Genomic DNA, 15,486 nt, shown 5'->3' on the forward strand with positions numbered 1-15,486 from the left:
CATATAAGGGGCTTATGCCTTACTGTGCCGAGCACCAGCCGGTGCCCGCAACCCGCGGGGGCCGCGAACCACAGAGAGCCAGGTCATGCGCATCCTCATCGTCGGCGCCGGTGGCGTCGGCACCTCCGCCGCCCTGATCGCCGCCCGCCGCGACTTCTTCGAGCACGTGGTGGTCGCCGACTACGACGAGGCCCGGGCCCGCGCCGTCGTCGAGCGGGTCGCGGACCCGCGCTTCTCGGCCGCCCAGGTCGACGCGTCCAGCGCCGAGGCCGTCGCCACGCTCTGCCGCGAGAACGGCATCACCCACGTGCTCAACGTGGTCGACCCGCGCTTCGTCATGCCCATCTTCGAAGGTGCGTTCGCGGCGGGCGCCGACTACCTGGACACCGCCATGAGCCTGTCGCGCCCGCACCCCGAGCAGCCGTACGAGCTGTCCGGCGTGAAGCTCGGCGACGAGCAGTTCGCGAGGGCGGGGGAGTGGGAGTCGGCCGGCCGGCTGGCCCTGGTCGGCATGGGCGTCGAGCCCGGGCTGGCCGACGTCTTCGCGCGCTACGCCGCGGACCACCTCTTCAGTGAGATCGACGAGCTCGGCGTGCGCGACGGCGCCAACCTGGTCGTGCACGGCTACGACTTCGCCCCGTCCTTCTCCATCTGGACGACCATCGAGGAGTGCCTGAACCCGCCGGTGATCTGGGAGAAGGACCGCGACTGGTTCACCACCGCGCCGTTCTCCGAGCCCGAGGTGTTCGACTTCCCCGAGGGCATCGGCCCGGTCGAGTGCGTGAACGTCGAGCACGAGGAGGTCCTCCTCATGCCGCGCTGGGTCGACGCCAAGCGCGTGACGTTCAAGTACGGCATCGGCGACGAGTTCATCGAGGTGCTCAAGACGCTGCACAAGCTGGGCCTGGACCGCACCGAGAAGGTGAAGGTCGGCGGGGTCGAGGTCAGCCCCCGCGACGTGGTGGCCGCGTGCCTGCCCGACCCGGCGACGCTCGGCGACAAGATGACCGGCAAGACGTGCGCCGGCACCTGGGTGACCGGCCGCGGCAAGGACGGTCAGCCGCGCGAGGTGTACCTGTACCACGTCGCCGACAACGAGTGGACGATGGCGGAGTACGGCACCCAGGCCGTGGTCTGGCAGACCGCGATGAACCCGGTGGTCGCGCTGGAGCTGCTGGCCACCGGTGCGTGGTCCGGTGCCGGGGTGCTCGGCCCGGAGGCGTTCGACGCCGTGCCGTTCCTCGACCTGCTCAAGGACGGGTACGGCCAGCCGTGGGGTCTGCAGGAGCGCACCCCCGCCGCCCGCTGAGGTTGTCCGGCCGGTGGCGGCGGGCCGCGGCGCGATCCGCCCCACCCGCGAAACCCGTTGGTGTGGTGCCGGTTGCGTGAGCTACAGCTCACGCAACCGGCACCACAAGCCGTTCGACTCAGCCGGCGGGCTCGGCGTGCATCTCCTTGAAGGTGAGCAGGCTGGGCGCGAACTTGTGCGCGGTGCGGTCCACGTCGACGTGGATGACCGCGGGCCGCCCGGAGGCCAGCGCCGCCTCGAGGGCCGGCCGCAGCTCGTCCGGGTGCGACACCCGCGCGCCGTACGCCCCCATACTCTGCGCCATCACGTCGTAGCGGATCTCGTCGAGGTCGGTGTTGATCCGCTCCTCGTCCGGCAGCCCGCCCTCGGCGACCAGCTTCTCCGGGTTGAGCGCAAACTCCTGGTTGACCTTCACCATGCCCCACGCCCGGTCCGCGAGCACGAGCACGATGACCGGCAGGTCGTTGCGGACCGCAGTCTCGATCTCCTGCGGGTGGAAGCCGAACGCACCGTCACCCGTGATGCAGTAGACGGTCCGGCCGGGGCAGGCCACCTTCGCACCGAGCGCCTGCGCGACACCGGCGCCGAGCATGCCGAACTTGTACGTCGACAGCAGCGAGTGCGGCTCCCGCACCTCGTGGTAGAGCTGGCCCCAGATGGCGGTGTTGCCGCCGTCGGCCACCATGACGGCGTCGTCGCCGAACACCTCCTGGCAGGCCGGTGCGACGTGGGCTGAGTGCATCGGGTCGCCGACGACCGACAGCGCCCCGTCGAGCGCCGCGCGACCGGCCGCCTTCTCGGCCGCATACGTCGCGAGGCGCTCCTGACGGGCCGGCAGCACCGCGGACAGGTCCGACTTCTCCAGCACGTCACCGAGGGCGGCGAGGAACTCGCGCACGTCGGCCAGCACCGGCAGGTCGACCGGCTTGTTCAGCCCGAGCATCTCGTCGTCGACGTCGACCTGGATCAGCCGCTGGCCGGAGCCGTCGGCCTCGGAGCCTCTGCGCCAGTACGGGGCCTTGCCCCACCAGTCGGTCTCGCCGAAGCGGGTGCCGAGCGCCAGCACGACGTCGGCCTCGTTGCGCACCTTGTTGTTCAGCTCGGTGTGGACCATCGGCACGGACACGTCGAGCCGCTCGTCGATGACGTCGCGGGCCGCCCAGCTCGTGGTGACCGGGGCACCCAGCAGCTCCGCGACGCGACGCAGCTCGGCCTCTGCGTGGGCGTGCAGCACGCCGGAACCGGCGTGGATCATCGGCGCCTGCGCAGCGACCAGCATCTCCGCGGCCTCGGCCACGTACTCGGGGGCCGGGACGACCGCGTCCAGCCGGCGGTAGCGCTCGGGCTCGACGTCCGGCCGCACCGGCTCGTCGAACTGGCCGTTCATGATGTCCTCGGGCACGGTCAGGTGCACGACACCGGGACGACCGTCCCAGCACCGGCGCAGCGCCTTGTGGAACAGCTCGGGGATGCGGTCGAACGACGGCACCGCCTCGCTCCACTTGGCCATCGGCCGGATCACGGCCGGCTGGTCGAAGTACTGGTACGTGCCGCCGCGGTCCGGGCCCACGATCTGGTGCCGGCGCCAGGACGTGATCAGCAGGATGCGGTTGCCCTCGCCGTTCTCGACCGCGACACCGGGCAGCGCGTTGGCCACGCCGGGGCCGTTGCTGGCGATGGCGACGCCGAGCCGCCCGGTGAGCCGGGCGTACGCGCCGGCCATGTGCAGGGCGGTGGTCTCGTGCCGCGGGGTGACCAGGCGGATGCCGTGGTCGCGCAGGTGCGAGTAGAGGCCGAAGTAGGTGCCGTCGATGATGCCGAAGACGACCTCGACGCCCTCGGCGGCGAGCATGCGGGCGAGTCGCTCGCCCCCGGAGATCTGGGCCATGGGTATGTGCTTCCTCGTGTGTCGGTGTCGGTGGGGCGATGTGTCGGTGCGGGATCAGCGGCCGGAGCCGGTCAGCGCGCGGTAGCGCTGCACCAGGCCGTCGGCGATGGGTGCGTGGTCGAAGGCGCCGGCCGCGACCCGGCCGGCGAGGGTCTTCAGCACGATGCGGTCGGTGAGGGCGGGCAGGTGCCGGCCGAGGAAGAACTCGACGCGGCCGCGCGGTGAGGTGGGCATGTCACGGCGAGGCCGCCGGGCGGCGCAGGCGGTGACGATCGTGTCGACCACCCCCTCCAGCGGCTCGTAGTGCGACACGCCCTCCAGGGACAGCCCGGCCGCGGCGGTCGAGTCGTGGATCGGGCTGCGCACCATGGACGGGTACACCGTCGTGACCGTGACGTACGGCGCGTACTCCAGTCGCAGCGCGTCGGCGTAGGCCACCATCGCGCGCTTCGAAACGCCGTACGCGGCGGCCAGCGGCAGCGGCATGACCGCCATCCGCGAGGCCACCATCACCACCCGCCCGCGGGACTCGACCAGCGCGGGGAGCAGGGCGGCGGTGACGCGCCAGGTGCCGAGCAGGTTGATCTCGAGCTGGCGCGAGACGACCTCGTCCGGCGCCGAGCCCGCCGGCGCTGGGCCGCCGATGCCCGCGTTGTTGACCAGCAGATCGAGCCCGCCGAGGAGCTCGACCGCGGCGGCGCAGGCGGACTCGACCGAGGACTGGTCGGTGACGTCGCAGGCCAGCACGGGTGCGTCGGGGTCCTCGGACGGGACCAGGTCCAGTCCCACCACCCGCGCGCCGCGGGACCTCAGCGCGGCGGTGATGGCCTGGCCGAAGGTGCCGGAGGCACCGGTCACGATCGCGCGGCGGCCGGTCAGGTCGGCGTCGGTCATCGGGCGGCTCCCGGGGTCGTGGTCGTCATCGGCGTCGTGGTCGGCAGGGTTGTCGGGCGGGCGTACAGGGCGTTGAGCCACCGGTGGGCGTACGCGCGGAAGGCCGCGCGCTCCTCGTCCGCGTGCTCCGGTCGGGCGGCCAGCGCGGTCACGTGCCCGTGCACGGCCCAGGCCACGCTGCGGACAGCGACGTGAGGGGTCGGCTCGTCGACCAGGCCGCGGGCGTGCGCGTCGGTGAGGTACGCCTCGACCAGGCGGTAGAGCGGCGCGGCGAACTCGTCGTCAAGGTCGTGGTGGGTCGTCGGCGTCAGCCAGCGACGCAGCCACAGGTACGTGGTGGCCGGCTCGGACTCCAGCAGGTCCAGGTAGGTGTCCAGCAGGTCGTGCAGCCCGGTCAGCGCGGACTCCGGGGAGTCCGGGGCGTGGGCCCGCACTCGGACCGCCGCCGCCTCCAGCGCCTCCTGCTCGGCCAGGAACACCCGCTCGAACACCGCGGCGTAGAGGTCGGACTTGCTGCCGACGTGGTGGTGGACCGTGGCCACGGTGAGGTCGGCGGCGGCGGCGATCTCCCGCATCCCCACCGCGTCGTAGCCGCGCTCGGCGAACAGCCGGGTGGCGGCTGCCAGGATGCGCTCGGTGCTGGTGGGGGCGTCGTCGTCGCGGGGCGGGCGACCGGGACCACGACGCGTCGGTGCGGCGGGGACGCTGCGCAACCGGGGGGCGACGGGCATGCGGCGTAATCTATCATACGTTCGATTGATTGGGAGCGGGCCGGCAAGACCGGGCCGCGGACGGCGGATGGGGCGGATGGACCTGAGCGCGCTGCTCGCGCTGGCGGTGGTGGCGGTGGCGTTGGGCGCCGTCGCGCAGGCCGTGACGGGCATCGGGTTCGCCCTGGTGAGCGCCCCGTTCGTGATCGCCCTGCTCGGCCCGCGCGAGGGGGTCTCGGTCGTCTGCGTGCTGGCGACGCTCGCCTCGGTGCTGCCGCTGCTGCGCGAGGGACGCTCGACCCGCTGGCGCGACGTGTGGCTGCTGCTCGCCCCGATCGCGATCGCGACCCCGATCCTCGCCTGGCTGCTCTCGGGGGTGCAGACCCGGGTGCTCGCCGCGGCCGCCGGGGTGGCGATCCTGCTCGCCGTCGTGGTGCTCGCGCGCGGAGTCCGGCTGCGCCACCTGACCGGGATCCCGGGAGTGGTCGGCGCGGGGGTCGCCAGCGCCGCGATGAACGTCGTCGGCGGTGTGGGCGGCCCACCCGTCGCGCTCTACGGCGCCAACGCCGGGTGGTCGGTGCCGGAGAGCAGGGCGACGCTGCAGTGGCTGTTCGCGTTCCAGAACGCCATCACGGTCGCCGCCCTCGGCTGGGCCTTCCCGTCGTGGGAGCTGCTGGCCGGGCTCCTCGTCGGCACCGTGCTCGGCACCCTGGTCGCGATCCGGCTGCCGCTGGCGTGGGCGCGTACGGGCGTGCTGCTCGTGTCCGCCGTCGGCGGCTTGGCCCTCCTGCTCGGCTTCGGCTCGTAGCCCTCGACGCCGGCCCCGTGCCGGCCCACCCATCCCTCCATGCGACGGAATGAGTCCCCACGTCGCTTGGGGCCGAGAATTCGGCCTGTAAGCAACGCCCGGACTCATTCCGTCGAGAGCGGGACGGTGGGTGCCCCTCGGTCGGGGTGGGCGGGCGGAGGGCGCTTGCGTCAGGAGGCGTGGGCGACGAAGGCCTTCTCCAGCACCGTGAGCGCCTCGTCCAGCAACTCGTCGCCGATCACCAGCGGCGGCAGGAAGCGCAGCACGTTGCCGTAGGTGCCGGCCGTCAGGACCAGCACGCCCTCGGCGTGGCAGGCCTTGGCCACGGCACCGGTGGTGTCGGGGTCCGGGTCGGTGGTGCCGGGCTTGACGACCTCGACCGCCAGCATCGCGCCGCGGCCGCGGACCTCGCCGATGACGCCGGTGCGCTCCGCGATCGCCTGCAGCCGGGGCACCATCACCGACTCGATGTGCCGCGCCCGCGCGGCCAGGTCCTGCTCCTCCATCGTCTGGATGGACCCGAGTGCCGCGGCGCAGGCGACCGGGTTGCCGCCGTACGTGCCACCGAGACCGCCGGCGTGCACCGCGTCCATCACCTCGGCGCGGCCGGTCACGGCCGCCAGCGGCAGGCCGCCGGCGATCCCCTTCGCGGTGGTGATCATGTCCGGGACGACGCCCTCGTGCTCGCACGCGAACCACGAGCCGGTGCGGCAGAAGCCGGTCTGGATCTCGTCGGCGATGAACAGGATCCCGTTGTCGTTGCAGAACTTCTGCAGCGCGGGCAGGAAGCCGGGTGCGGGCACGACGAAGCCGCCCTCGCCCTGGATCGGCTCGATGATGACGGCCGCCACGTTGGACGGGCCGACCTCCTTCTCCAGCTTGAGCAGCGCATCGCGGGCGACCTGCGCGCCGTCCTTGCCGCCGTCGCGGAACGGGTACGACGTCGGGACCCGGTAGACCTCGGGGGCGAACGGCCCGAACGAGTGCTTGTACGGCATGTTCTTCGCCGTCAGCGCCATCGTCAGGTTCGTCCGGCCGTGGTAGCCGTGCTCGAACACCACGACGGCCTGGCGCTTGGTGTAGGCGCGGGCGATCTTGACGGCGTTCTCGACCGCCTCGGCGCCGGAGTTGAACAGCGCCGACTTCTTGGCGTGGTCGCCGGGCGTCAGCCGGTTCAGCTCCTCGCAGACGGCCACGTAGCCCTCGTACGGGGCCACCATGAAGCAGGTGTGGGTGAACTCCGCGACCTGCTTCTGCACGTTCTCCACCACGTGCGGGGCGGCGTTTCCGACGCTGGTCACGGCGATGCCGGACCCGAGGTCGATCCAGGAGTTGCCGTCGACGTCGACGAGCACACCGCCGCCCCCGGCCTCGACGAACGCGGGCAGCATCCCGCTCACGCCGGCGGAGACCGCGGCCTGGCGGCGGGCCAGCAGCGCGGCCGACTTCGGACCGGGGATCTCCGTGACCAGGCGGCGTACCTGGGGCAGGTCGGGGCCGCCGACGAGGTTCTCGCTCATCGTCTCGCTCTCAGGGTGAGGGGAGCCCGCGGGTCCGGGCGCCCCCGAGCCTAGGCCGGTGCGCCCCTCCGCGCGCGTCCGTGTCGTCCTTTCGGGGGCCTACCCTTGTCCGGTCCGGACAGTGCCCTGGCAGGGGCAACCGCCGAGGAGGATCCATGCCGCTGCGGCTGCGCGACGTCGTGGCACTCCCCGACCTCGGTCTGGCCCTGCGCGGGGATCCTCCGCCGGGGGCACTGGACCGTCCGGTGCGCTGGGTCGCGGTGTCCGAGCTGGACGACCCGGGCCCCTACCTCGAGGGCGGCGAGTTGGTCCTCACCACCGGCCTGCGCTACGTCGACGACCCGGACGCGGCCACGGCGTACATCGGCCACCTGGTCCAGGCCGACGTGACCGCGCTCGGCTTCGGCGTCGGCGTCAGTCACGACGAGGTGCCGCCGCACCTGGTTGCCTCCGCCGCCCGTGCCGGGCTGCCCCTGGTGGTCGTACCCGCCCCGACGCCGTTCATCGCGGTGACCAAGGCCGTGACCCGACAGCTGGCCGCGGAGGAGTACGACGAGGCGGCGCGCGGCTTCACCGCCCAGCGCGATCTGATCCGGGCCGTGCTGGCCCCGGACGGCAGCGGGGCCGCCTCGGTCGTGACCCGGCTGGCCCGGCACCTCGGTGGCTTCGCCCTGCTGCTGGACCCGGCGGCGTCGGTCGTGCACGCCGCACCCCCGGAGGCGGCCCGCCGGTCCGCGGACCTGGTGGAGGAGGTGGCCCGGCTGCGGCCGCGCGGACTGCTGGCCTCGTCGGTGGTCGCCACGGCGGACGAGTACCTGGTGCTGCAGCCCCTGGGCGTCGACGGCCGGGCCCGCGGCTTCCTGGCGGTGGGCGCCGGCGGTCCGCTCGGCCCGCACGACCAGGCCGTGGTGAACCTCGCCGTCTCGCTGCTGTCGCTGGAGCTCGGCCGGGCCGACGGGCGTTCGGCCGCCGACCGCGGCCTGCGGTCCGTCGCCGTGGGCCTGCTCCTCGACGGCCGCGCGGCCGAGCTGCCGATGGACGCGCTGGGCTGGGGGGCGCTGCGTCGTGGCCGGGTACGGGTCGCCCTGGTCCAGCCGGGCGCCGACGGCGCCGCCGCGGCGGAGGATCGCGTGCGCGAGGCCGCCCCGGGCGCGGCGGTGGCAGTACGAGCGGCCGGGGCCGAGCCGCGGGTCGTCGCGCTGCTGCCGGAGGACTGCACGCTGGAGGGCGTCGACCTGGGGGCGGGGGTGGCCGTCGGGCTGTCCGAGCCCGCGCCGGCCCTCACCGGGGCGCCGGGCGAGACGGCATCCGCCCTCGCCCGTGCCGCGGGCCAGGCGGCGCAGGCGCTCGCCGCGTCGGTGGCCTCCGGGTCCGGGTGGACCCCATACGCGGCGCTGCGGTCGCGCGGCCTGGAGGCACTGCTGGAGCCGGAGGCGACCGACGCCTGGGCGCGGGCCCTGCTGGAGCCGCTCGACGCCCCCGACGAGCGGTCCGACCTGCGCACGACGCTGCGGGTGTGGCTGGAGCAGCACGGCCAGGTCGACGCCGCCGCGGGGCGGCTGGGTGTGCACCGGCACACCGTCCGGCACCGGCTGCGCCGGGCCGAGGCGCTGCTGGGCCGTTCGCTCGACGACCCCGCGGTGCGCGCCGAGCTGTGGGTGGCCCTGGGCCGTACCACCGGCCCGGACCCGTCGTAGCCGGCGGACCCTCCGGGTCGGTGGCCGAGGCCTGGGAGGAGCGCCGAGATGGACGGGTGTGCCGCTCGCGGTCGTCCGTACCGTCGCCGCCATGGCGACTCCGGCTCCTCCCCGCACCCCGCTATCCGCCTCGACCGACCCCGTGCCGTTCTGGCTGGCCGGGCGCCCGGCCGGCTCCGACGTCACCGCGGAGGTGCGCCACCCCGACGACGGGACGCTGGTGGCGGCGTACGCGGTCCCGACCGCGGGCCAGGTCGAGGAGGCCGTGGCCGCCGCCTGGCGGTCCCGGCACGCTGCCCAGGCGCTCAGCGCAGCCGCCCGCGCGGATGCGCTCGCGCACGTCTCTCGGCGGTTGACCGAGCGCGCCGACGAGGTCGCGCACCTCATCACCGCGGAGAACGGCAAGCCGCTGATGTGGGCCCGCGCGGAGGCCGCCCGCGCCGCGTCCACGTTCCGCTGGGCCGCGGAGGAGGCCCGGCGGTGGGGAGGTGACCTCCAGCGCCTCGACACCGATGCGGCGATGGCCGGCCGCGCCGCCGTGGTCCGGCGCTTCCCGCACGGTCCCGTGCTGGGCATCGCGCCGTTCAACTTCCCGCTCAACCTGGTCGCCCACAAGGTCGCCCCCGCGCTGGCGGTCGGGGCGCCGATCGTGCTCAAGCCCGCGCCCGCGACCCCGCTGTCCGCGCTACTGCTCGGCGAGCTACTCGCCGAGACCGGCCTGCCCGAGGGCATGTGGTCGGTCCTGCCGGTGGGCAATGACGCCGCCGCGGCGCTGGTCGCCGACGAGCGGCTGCCGATCGTGTCGTTCACCGGCTCCGAGGGAGTCGGATTCGCCATCCAGGCGGCCGCACCCCGCAAGCACGTCACGCTCGAGCTCGGGGGCAACGCGGCGGCGATCGTGCTGTCCGACTGGTCCAGCGACGATGACCTGGAGTGGGCCGCGATGCGGATCGCGACGTTCGCCAACTACCAGGCCGGGCAGTCCTGCGTATCGGTGCAGCGCGTCCTGGTCGACCGAGCCGTGCACGACCGCTTCGTACCCCAGCTGGTGAAGAAGGTCGAGGCGCTGCGCACCGGCTCCCCGTGGGACGACGACGTCGTCGTCGGCCCGCTGATCTCCGAGGCGGCGGCGCGCCGCGTCGAGGACTGGGTCGACGAGGCTGTCGCCGCGGGCGCCACCCTGCTCACGGGCGGCGTCCGCGACGGCGCGTCGTACGCACCGACCGTGCTGGCGGACGCCCCCGCCGACGTCCGCATCTCCTGCGAGGAGGTGTTCGGGCCGGTTATGACGGTGCAGGTGTTCGACGGGGTGGACGAGGCGTTCGCCGTGGTCAACGACTCCCGTTTCGGTCTGCAGACCGGGGTGTTCACGCATGACCTGCGTACGGCGTTCCGCGCGCACCGCGACCTCGAGGTCGGCGGCGTGATCATCGGGGACGTGCCCAGCTTCCGGGCGGACCAGATGCCGTACGGGGGAGTGAAGTCGTCCGGCGTGGGCCGGGAGGGGCTGCGGGCGGCGATGGAGGACTTCACGCACGAGCGGGTCCTCGTCCTTACGGGCCTGGAGCTGTGACACCCTCGTCCCCGCCCGCCGCCTGGGCCCAGGGGTGCCGGAAGGTGTCCTTCGGCCACAGCAGGTAGCCGGCCAGCAGCGCCAGTCCGCAGCCGACGGCGGTGTCGAGGAGGCGGAAGCCGCCCCACTCGGCCACGGCGCCGGTGGGTGCGCCGACGAGCAGGGCGGCGGCCGCCGCGCTCATGGCCGCGCTCAGCGTCGGCTGCCGCTGGCTGTACAGCAGCGCGCCCAGCAGCGCGACGACGGCCAGGGCCACCAGGGCCCCGACGGGGACGACCAGGGACAGCAGCCCGATGGCGATGACCCCGACGAGGGTGCCGGCGACCCGCACGAAGGCGGTCTGGACCGGGTCCCGGCCGGTCGGCAGCAGCACGATGTAGGCACCCAGGAAGATCCACATCGCGTTGCGGCCGGTGTCGAGCTGGAACAGCAGCATGGCCAGGCCCAGGGCGATCGCGCGCCGGATCCCATCGCGGGTGTAGGCGTCGACGGTCCGCAGCGACGTCCAGATCTGCCGCCACGGCCCGGGGCCGCTGGGCCGCGGAAGGCGGTCGGCCCCCGCACGGCGACGCCTCAGGACGCCCACGACCACGGCGACGACGACGCCCGCGGCGGCACCCGCGAGGACGGCCAGCACGATGTCGGTCGCGGGTACCTCGGCCGCGCGCAACAGCATGCCGACGATCGCCGCGATCAGGTAGGAGATCGAGCCCAGCAACCCCAGGACCGGGCCGACCTTGCCCGCCGCGAAGGCCGCGGACGTGAGGACGGCGACCACGGCCATCGACGCCGCGGCGGCCAGCGGCTGCCCCGTCGTCAGGCCGGCCAGCAGCGTCCCCGCCGTCGCGGCGACCACCGCGAGGACACCGGCGCCCGCTGCGGCTGCGGCGGGGGCGGAGAACGCGACCGCGCCCGCCAGCGCGGAGACGATCGCGGCGAACGCGGTGCCCACCGTGGACCCCAGGGGCCAGCCCGCCGCTGCCCCGGCGGCACCGCCCACCACCGCGCCCAGCCCGAGGGGCCACTGCAGCGGTGCTCCGGTGGAACCCAGGGCGCGCCGCCACGCCGGCCTGGGGTCCGCGCTCGGATCCGGCCGCGTCGGGCGGTCGTCGTCGGCGTGGTCCGCGGACGCGTCCAGCGGGGGCATGGCGGCAGCGTAGGCACCGTCGCGGCCGGGGGACGCGGGCCTGCCCCGGTCGCGGCGTCGCCGTCGGCGTTCCGGTCGGCGACAATGTCCGCGTGACGGTGCGCGAGGTGGTGCTGCTGGGCAGCACCGGGTCCATCGGGACCCAGGCGCTGGACATCGTGCGCCGCAACCCCGACCGGTTCCGCGTGGTCGGCCTCGCCGCCGGCGGGTCCGACGTCGCGCTGCTCGCCGCCCAGGCCCTGGAGTTCGGCGTCGACGTGGTCGCGGTGGCCCGCGCCGGTGCCGCCTCGGACCTGCAGCTGGCCTTCTACGCCGAGGCCCAGCGCCGCGGGTTCGCGTCCGGCGAGTTCGCCGTACCCAAGATCCTGGCCGGCCCGGACTCGGCAGCCGAGGTGGCCGCCTGGCCGTGCGACGTGGTGCTCAACGGCATGAGCGGGTCGGCCGGACTGGTCCCGACGCTGCGCGCGCTGGAGGCCGGGCGCACCCTCGCACTGGCCAACAAGGAGTCCCTCATCGTCGGGGGACCGCTGGTGAAGGACCTGGCCCGGCCCGGGCAGATCGTGCCGGTGGACTCCGAGCACTCCGCGCTGGCCCAGTGCCTGCGCGGTGGGACGGCCGCGGAGGTCCGGCGGCTGGTGCTCACGGCCAGCGGCGGCCCCTTCCGCGGCTTGGATCGCGACGCCCTCGCCGACGTCACGCCCGAGCAGGCGCTGGCCCACCCGACCTGGGACATGGGACCCCTGGTGACGGTCAACTCCGCGACCCTGATGAACAAGGGGCTCGAGGTCATCGAGGCGCACCTGCTGTTCGACCTGCCGCTGGAGCGGATCGACGTGGTCGTGCACCCCCAGTCGGTCGTGCACTCGATGGTGGAGTTCACCGACGGCTCGACGCTGGCGCAGGCCAGTCCGCCGGACATGCGACTGCCGATCGCGCTTGGGCTGTCGTGGCCGGATCGGGTCCCGGACGCGGCGCCGGGCTGCGACTGGACGCGGGCCACGTCCTGGGAGTTCTTCCCGCTGGACGAGGGCGCGTTCCCCGCGGTGGCCCTGGCCCGGCGCGCGGCCACGGTCGGGGGCACCGCGCCCGCGGTGTTCAACGCTGCCGACGAGGAGTGCGTGGCTGCCTTCCTGTCCGGTCGCATCCCGTTCCTCGGCATCGTGGACACCGTGGCGCGGGTGCTCGAGGAGCACCTGGCCGACGTGGGTCCGAGCGGTCGGGACGGGAACCGGGTGACACTGGCGGACGTCCTCTCCGCGGAGGACTGGGCCCGGCGCCGCGCTCGCGAGGTGACCGGGCTGGACTCGACCGCCATGACCCGCACCCGAGTACCGGGGGAGGACGGCTGATGCTCACCGTCATCGGCATCGTGCTGTTCGCGCTGGTGATCATGCTGTCGATCGCGCTGCACGAGGTCGGCCACCTGGTCCCCGCGAAGCGCTTCGGGGTCAAGGTCACCGAGTACATGATCGGCTTCGGCCCGATGGTGTGGTCGCGGCGCCGCGGCGAGACGGACTACGGCGTCAAGGCGATCCCGCTGGGCGGCTACATCCGGATGATCGGGATGCTGCCGCCGCCGAAGGACGCCCCGCCCGGCACCGCCCGGGCCGCCACCACCGGCCGGATGGCGCTCCTGGTCGAGGAGGCCCGCCGCCAGTCGCTGGAGGAGGTCGCGCCCGGAGACGAGAACCGCGTCTTCTACAAGCTCCCCGTGCGCAAGCGGATCGTCATCATGCTGGGCGGACCGCTGATGAACCTGCTGCTGGCGTTCGTCCTGTTCGCCGGCGTGCTGGTCGGGATCGGCCTGCCCGAGCCGACCCTGCAGGTCACCGCGGTCACCGCCTGCACTCCCACGTCCGCAAACCCGTCCGCCGACGCGACCGAGGCCGGCGGCTGCCCGGCCGGCTCGCAGCCCTCGCCGGCCTCGGCGGCCGGGATCCAGCCCGGCGACACGATCGTGTCGATCGACGGCCGGGAGTTCACCTCGTGGGACGAGATGACCGCCTGGGTCCGCGCCGCGGGCGCCGTACCCGTGACGATCGTGCTCGACCGGGGCGGCAGCCAGGTCACCACCGAGACGACGCTGGCCACCGCGGAGCGTCCGGTCACCGACGAGACCGGACGGCCTACCGGGGAGACCGAGTCGGTGTCCTACCTCGGCGTCCGCCCCGAGATCGCGTACGTGTCCCAGCCGTGGTCGGCGGTGCCGCAGCAGATGTGGGACCTGACGACGGCATCGGTGAAGGCGCTGGTGTCGCTGCCGGTGCGGCTGTACGAACTGCTCACCGACACGCTGATCGGCGGCGGGGAGCGGCAGATCGACGGGCCGGTGTCGGTGGTCGGAGTCAGCCGGCTCGGCGGTGAGATCGCTGCGCTCGACGAGCCGATCGAGGCCAAGGCCGCGACGTTCCTGGGTCTCGCGGCCTCGCTGAACCTGTTCCTGTTCCTGTTCAACCTGCTGCCGGTGCTGCCGCTGGACGGCGGTCACGTGGCCGGTGCCCTGTGGGAGGGGACCCGGCGCCGGCTGGCGAAGTGGCGCGGGAAGCCGGACCCCGGGCCGGTCGACCTGGCCCGGCTGATGCCGGTCGCGTACGGCGTCGCCGCCGTGCTCATCGGGATGAGCCTGATCGTGATCTGGGCCGACCTGGTCAAGCCCATCACCCTGGGCTGACAGACCGCCGTGCTGCGCCGAGTCCGGGCCACCCACTACGTCACGCCGCTGCGCGAGGGCGGCTCGCTCCCCGGGCTGGTGGAGGCCGACGACGACGGGATCTACGTCGCCAAGTTCCGCGGCGCCGGCCAGGGCACGGCGTCGCTGGTGGCCGAGGTGGTGGTCGGCGAGCTCGGCCGCCGGCTCGGCGTGCGGGTGCCCGAGCTGGTCGTGGTCGACCTGGACCCTCGGATCGCTGCGCGGGAGCCGGACGAGGAGGTCCAGGACCTGCTCGCGGCCAGCGCGGGCGACAACCTGGGCATCGACTTCCTGCCCGGGTCGGTCGGGTACGACGGCGTGGGCTGGCGGCCGTCGCCAGAGGACGCCGCAGCCGTCCTCTGGCTGGACGCGTTCACCGGGAACGTGGACCGCTCCTGGCGCAACCCGAACCTGCTGGTGTGGCACCGCCTTCTGTGGGCCATCGACCACGGCGCCGCGCTGGTGTTCCAGCACGCCTGGCCCGACCCGCACGAGTGGGCGGCGCGGTCGTACGACGTCGGGGACCATGTGCTGTCCGGGGTCGCCCGGAGCCTGGGGGCGCCGGGGCGGGCGCAGGTGGACGAGCGGCTGACCGCCCAGATGACGCCCCAGTTGCTGGAGGAGGTGCTCGCCCTGGTGCCGGACCCGTGGCTGGAGGGGACCAATGCGGCGCTCGCGGGCGCGCTGCCCGACGCGGACGCCGACCGGTGGCGGCGGCGGTACGTCGAGATGCTGCTCGCCCGCCTGGCGCTGCCGTCGGCGCCCTGGCGGGAGGTGGTGGTCGGATGATCGACGGTGACCGGCCGGGCACCGAGCAGCCCTTCCAGTACGCGGTGATCCGCGCGGTGCCGCGGGTGGACCGGGGCGAGTGCATCAACGTCGGCGTCGTCGTCTACTGCCAGGCGGCGGACTTCCTGCAGGCGCGGACTCACCTCGACGAGGAACGGCTGCGGGTCCTCGACGCCGGCGTGGACGTCGAGGCGGTCCGGGCCGCCCTGGACGCCGTCGTCGCGGTGTGCGCGGGTGACCCCGCCGCCGGACCGGCGGCCACCGGCTCGCGAGGCGAACGGTTCGGACGACTGACCGCGCCGCACAGCACCGTGGTCCAGTGCGGCCCGGTGCACTCGGGGGTCACCGACGACCCCGCCCGTCGGCTGGCCCGGCTGCTGGAGCACCTGGTCCGCTGACGTCGCCCGCCGACCGTCCGTCGGGGGTGCGCGAGCGAGGGGCGAGGGATACCGGGTCCCGCGG

The 15,486-nt window shown here is 74.1% G+C and carries 13 protein-coding genes; 8 read left to right on the forward strand and 5 right to left on the reverse strand.

The annotated features are described in order from the left end of the window. Positions 1–85 precede the first annotated feature (85 nt). Positions 86–1,309 carry a saccharopine dehydrogenase C-terminal domain-containing protein gene (locus R2737_08555; protein MEZ5116305.1) on the forward strand — a complete coding sequence of 408 codons (1,224 nt, stop codon included), beginning with the start codon at positions 86–88 and terminating at the stop codon, positions 1,307–1,309. 118 nt (positions 1,310–1,427) lie between these two features. Here R2737_08555 and R2737_08560 read toward each other — a convergent pair whose 3' ends face one another. The 3 genes from R2737_08560 to R2737_08570 are packed head-to-tail and all read right to left on the reverse strand — an operon-like array spanning position 1,428 to position 4,822. Next, positions 1,428–3,197 (reverse strand): thiamine pyrophosphate-binding protein, encoded by a 1,770-nt coding sequence (locus tag R2737_08560; protein ID MEZ5116306.1) that lies wholly within the window; start codon positions 3,195–3,197, stop codon positions 1,428–1,430. A gap of 54 nt (positions 3,198–3,251) precedes the next feature. Next, the gene (locus R2737_08565; protein MEZ5116307.1) at positions 3,252–4,091 is read right to left on the reverse strand and encodes an SDR family NAD(P)-dependent oxidoreductase; all 840 of its coding nucleotides are present in this window, start codon (positions 4,089–4,091) and stop codon (positions 3,252–3,254) included. After that, positions 4,088–4,822, reverse strand: a complete 735-nt coding sequence (locus R2737_08570) for a helix-turn-helix domain-containing protein (protein ID MEZ5116308.1) — start codon at positions 4,820–4,822, stop codon at positions 4,088–4,090. The genes R2737_08565 and R2737_08570 overlap by 4 nt, the downstream gene beginning before the upstream one ends. A 76-nt stretch (positions 4,823–4,898) precedes the next feature. Here R2737_08570 and R2737_08575 point away from each other — a divergent pair, with 76 nt between their 5' ends. After that, the gene (locus R2737_08575) at positions 4,899–5,609 is read left to right on the forward strand and encodes a TSUP family transporter (GenBank protein MEZ5116309.1); all 711 of its coding nucleotides are present in this window, start codon (positions 4,899–4,901) and stop codon (positions 5,607–5,609) included. A gap of 170 nt (positions 5,610–5,779) precedes the next feature. Here R2737_08575 and gabT read toward each other — a convergent pair whose 3' ends face one another. Then, positions 5,780–7,129, reverse strand: coding sequence for a 4-aminobutyrate--2-oxoglutarate transaminase (gabT, locus tag R2737_08580; protein ID MEZ5116310.1), 1,350 nt, complete (start codon positions 7,127–7,129; stop codon positions 5,780–5,782). Between the two features lie 155 nt (positions 7,130–7,284). Between gabT and R2737_08585 the strand changes: the two genes are divergently transcribed. Together R2737_08585 and R2737_08590 are read left to right on the forward strand one after the other, a co-directional pair. Then, complete coding sequence (locus tag R2737_08585) at positions 7,285–8,826, forward strand: PucR family transcriptional regulator (GenBank protein MEZ5116311.1); 1,542 nt, start codon at positions 7,285–7,287, stop codon at positions 8,824–8,826. Positions 8,827–8,917: 91 nt separating this feature from the next. After that, positions 8,918–10,399, forward strand: coding sequence for an aldehyde dehydrogenase family protein (locus R2737_08590; protein MEZ5116312.1), 1,482 nt, complete (start codon positions 8,918–8,920; stop codon positions 10,397–10,399). Here the strand turns inward: R2737_08590 and R2737_08595 are convergent. Further along, positions 10,380–11,546 (reverse strand): FUSC family protein, encoded by a 1,167-nt coding sequence (locus tag R2737_08595; GenBank protein ID MEZ5116313.1) that lies wholly within the window; start codon positions 11,544–11,546, stop codon positions 10,380–10,382. The two genes, R2737_08590 and R2737_08595, sit on opposite strands and share 20 nt — an antisense overlap. A gap of 92 nt (positions 11,547–11,638) precedes the next feature. On the opposite strand from R2737_08595, the gene dxr reads away from it, so the two are divergent. The 4 genes from dxr to R2737_08615 are packed head-to-tail and all read left to right on the forward strand — an operon-like array spanning position 11,639 to position 15,422. After that, positions 11,639–12,895, forward strand: coding sequence for a 1-deoxy-D-xylulose-5-phosphate reductoisomerase (gene dxr / locus R2737_08600; GenBank protein MEZ5116314.1), 1,257 nt, complete (start codon positions 11,639–11,641; stop codon positions 12,893–12,895). Beyond that, positions 12,895–14,217, forward strand: a complete 1,323-nt coding sequence (locus tag R2737_08605) for a site-2 protease family protein (protein MEZ5116315.1) — start codon at positions 12,895–12,897, stop codon at positions 14,215–14,217. Before dxr ends, R2737_08605 begins: the two co-directional genes overlap by 1 nt. Positions 14,218–14,226: 9 nt before the next feature. Further along, a complete protein-coding gene (locus R2737_08610; protein MEZ5116316.1) occupies positions 14,227–15,024 on the forward strand; it encodes a HipA family kinase in 798 nt (265 codons plus the stop codon). Next, positions 15,021–15,422 carry a DUF3037 domain-containing protein gene (locus tag R2737_08615; GenBank protein MEZ5116317.1) on the forward strand — a complete coding sequence of 134 codons (402 nt, stop codon included), beginning with the start codon at positions 15,021–15,023 and terminating at the stop codon, positions 15,420–15,422. Before R2737_08610 ends, R2737_08615 begins: the two co-directional genes overlap by 4 nt. Positions 15,423–15,486: the final 64 nt, after the last annotated feature.

The organism is Candidatus Nanopelagicales bacterium, from assembly GCA_041393815.1.
In the GTDB taxonomy this organism is placed as follows: domain Bacteria; phylum Actinomycetota; class Actinomycetes; order S36-B12; family JAWKJK01; genus JAWKJK01.

Excerpts from the sequence above, each read along its gene's own strand:
- R2737_08565 (MEZ5116307.1), bottom strand. The coding sequence starts at position 4,091 with ATGACCGACGCCGACCTGACCGGCCGCCGCGCGATCGTGACCGGTGCC.
- R2737_08560 (MEZ5116306.1), bottom strand. The coding sequence starts at position 3,197 with ATGGCCCAGATCTCCGGGGGCGAGCGACTCGCCCGCATGCTCGCCGCC.
- gabT (MEZ5116310.1), bottom strand. The coding sequence starts at position 7,129 with ATGAGCGAGAACCTCGTCGGCGGCCCCGACCTGCCCCAGGTACGCCGC.
- R2737_08555 (MEZ5116305.1), top strand. The coding sequence starts at position 86 with ATGCGCATCCTCATCGTCGGCGCCGGTGGCGTCGGCACCTCCGCCGCC.
- R2737_08590 (MEZ5116312.1), top strand. The coding sequence starts at position 8,918 with ATGGCGACTCCGGCTCCTCCCCGCACCCCGCTATCCGCCTCGACCGAC.
- R2737_08615 (MEZ5116317.1), top strand. The coding sequence starts at position 15,021 with ATGATCGACGGTGACCGGCCGGGCACCGAGCAGCCCTTCCAGTACGCG.
- R2737_08595 (MEZ5116313.1), bottom strand. The coding sequence starts at position 11,546 with ATGCCCCCGCTGGACGCGTCCGCGGACCACGCCGACGACGACCGCCCG.
- R2737_08575 (MEZ5116309.1), top strand. The coding sequence starts at position 4,899 with ATGGACCTGAGCGCGCTGCTCGCGCTGGCGGTGGTGGCGGTGGCGTTG.
- R2737_08605 (MEZ5116315.1), top strand. The coding sequence starts at position 12,895 with ATGCTCACCGTCATCGGCATCGTGCTGTTCGCGCTGGTGATCATGCTG.
- R2737_08570 (MEZ5116308.1), bottom strand. The coding sequence starts at position 4,822 with ATGCCCGTCGCCCCCCGGTTGCGCAGCGTCCCCGCCGCACCGACGCGT.
- R2737_08585 (MEZ5116311.1), top strand. The coding sequence starts at position 7,285 with ATGCCGCTGCGGCTGCGCGACGTCGTGGCACTCCCCGACCTCGGTCTG.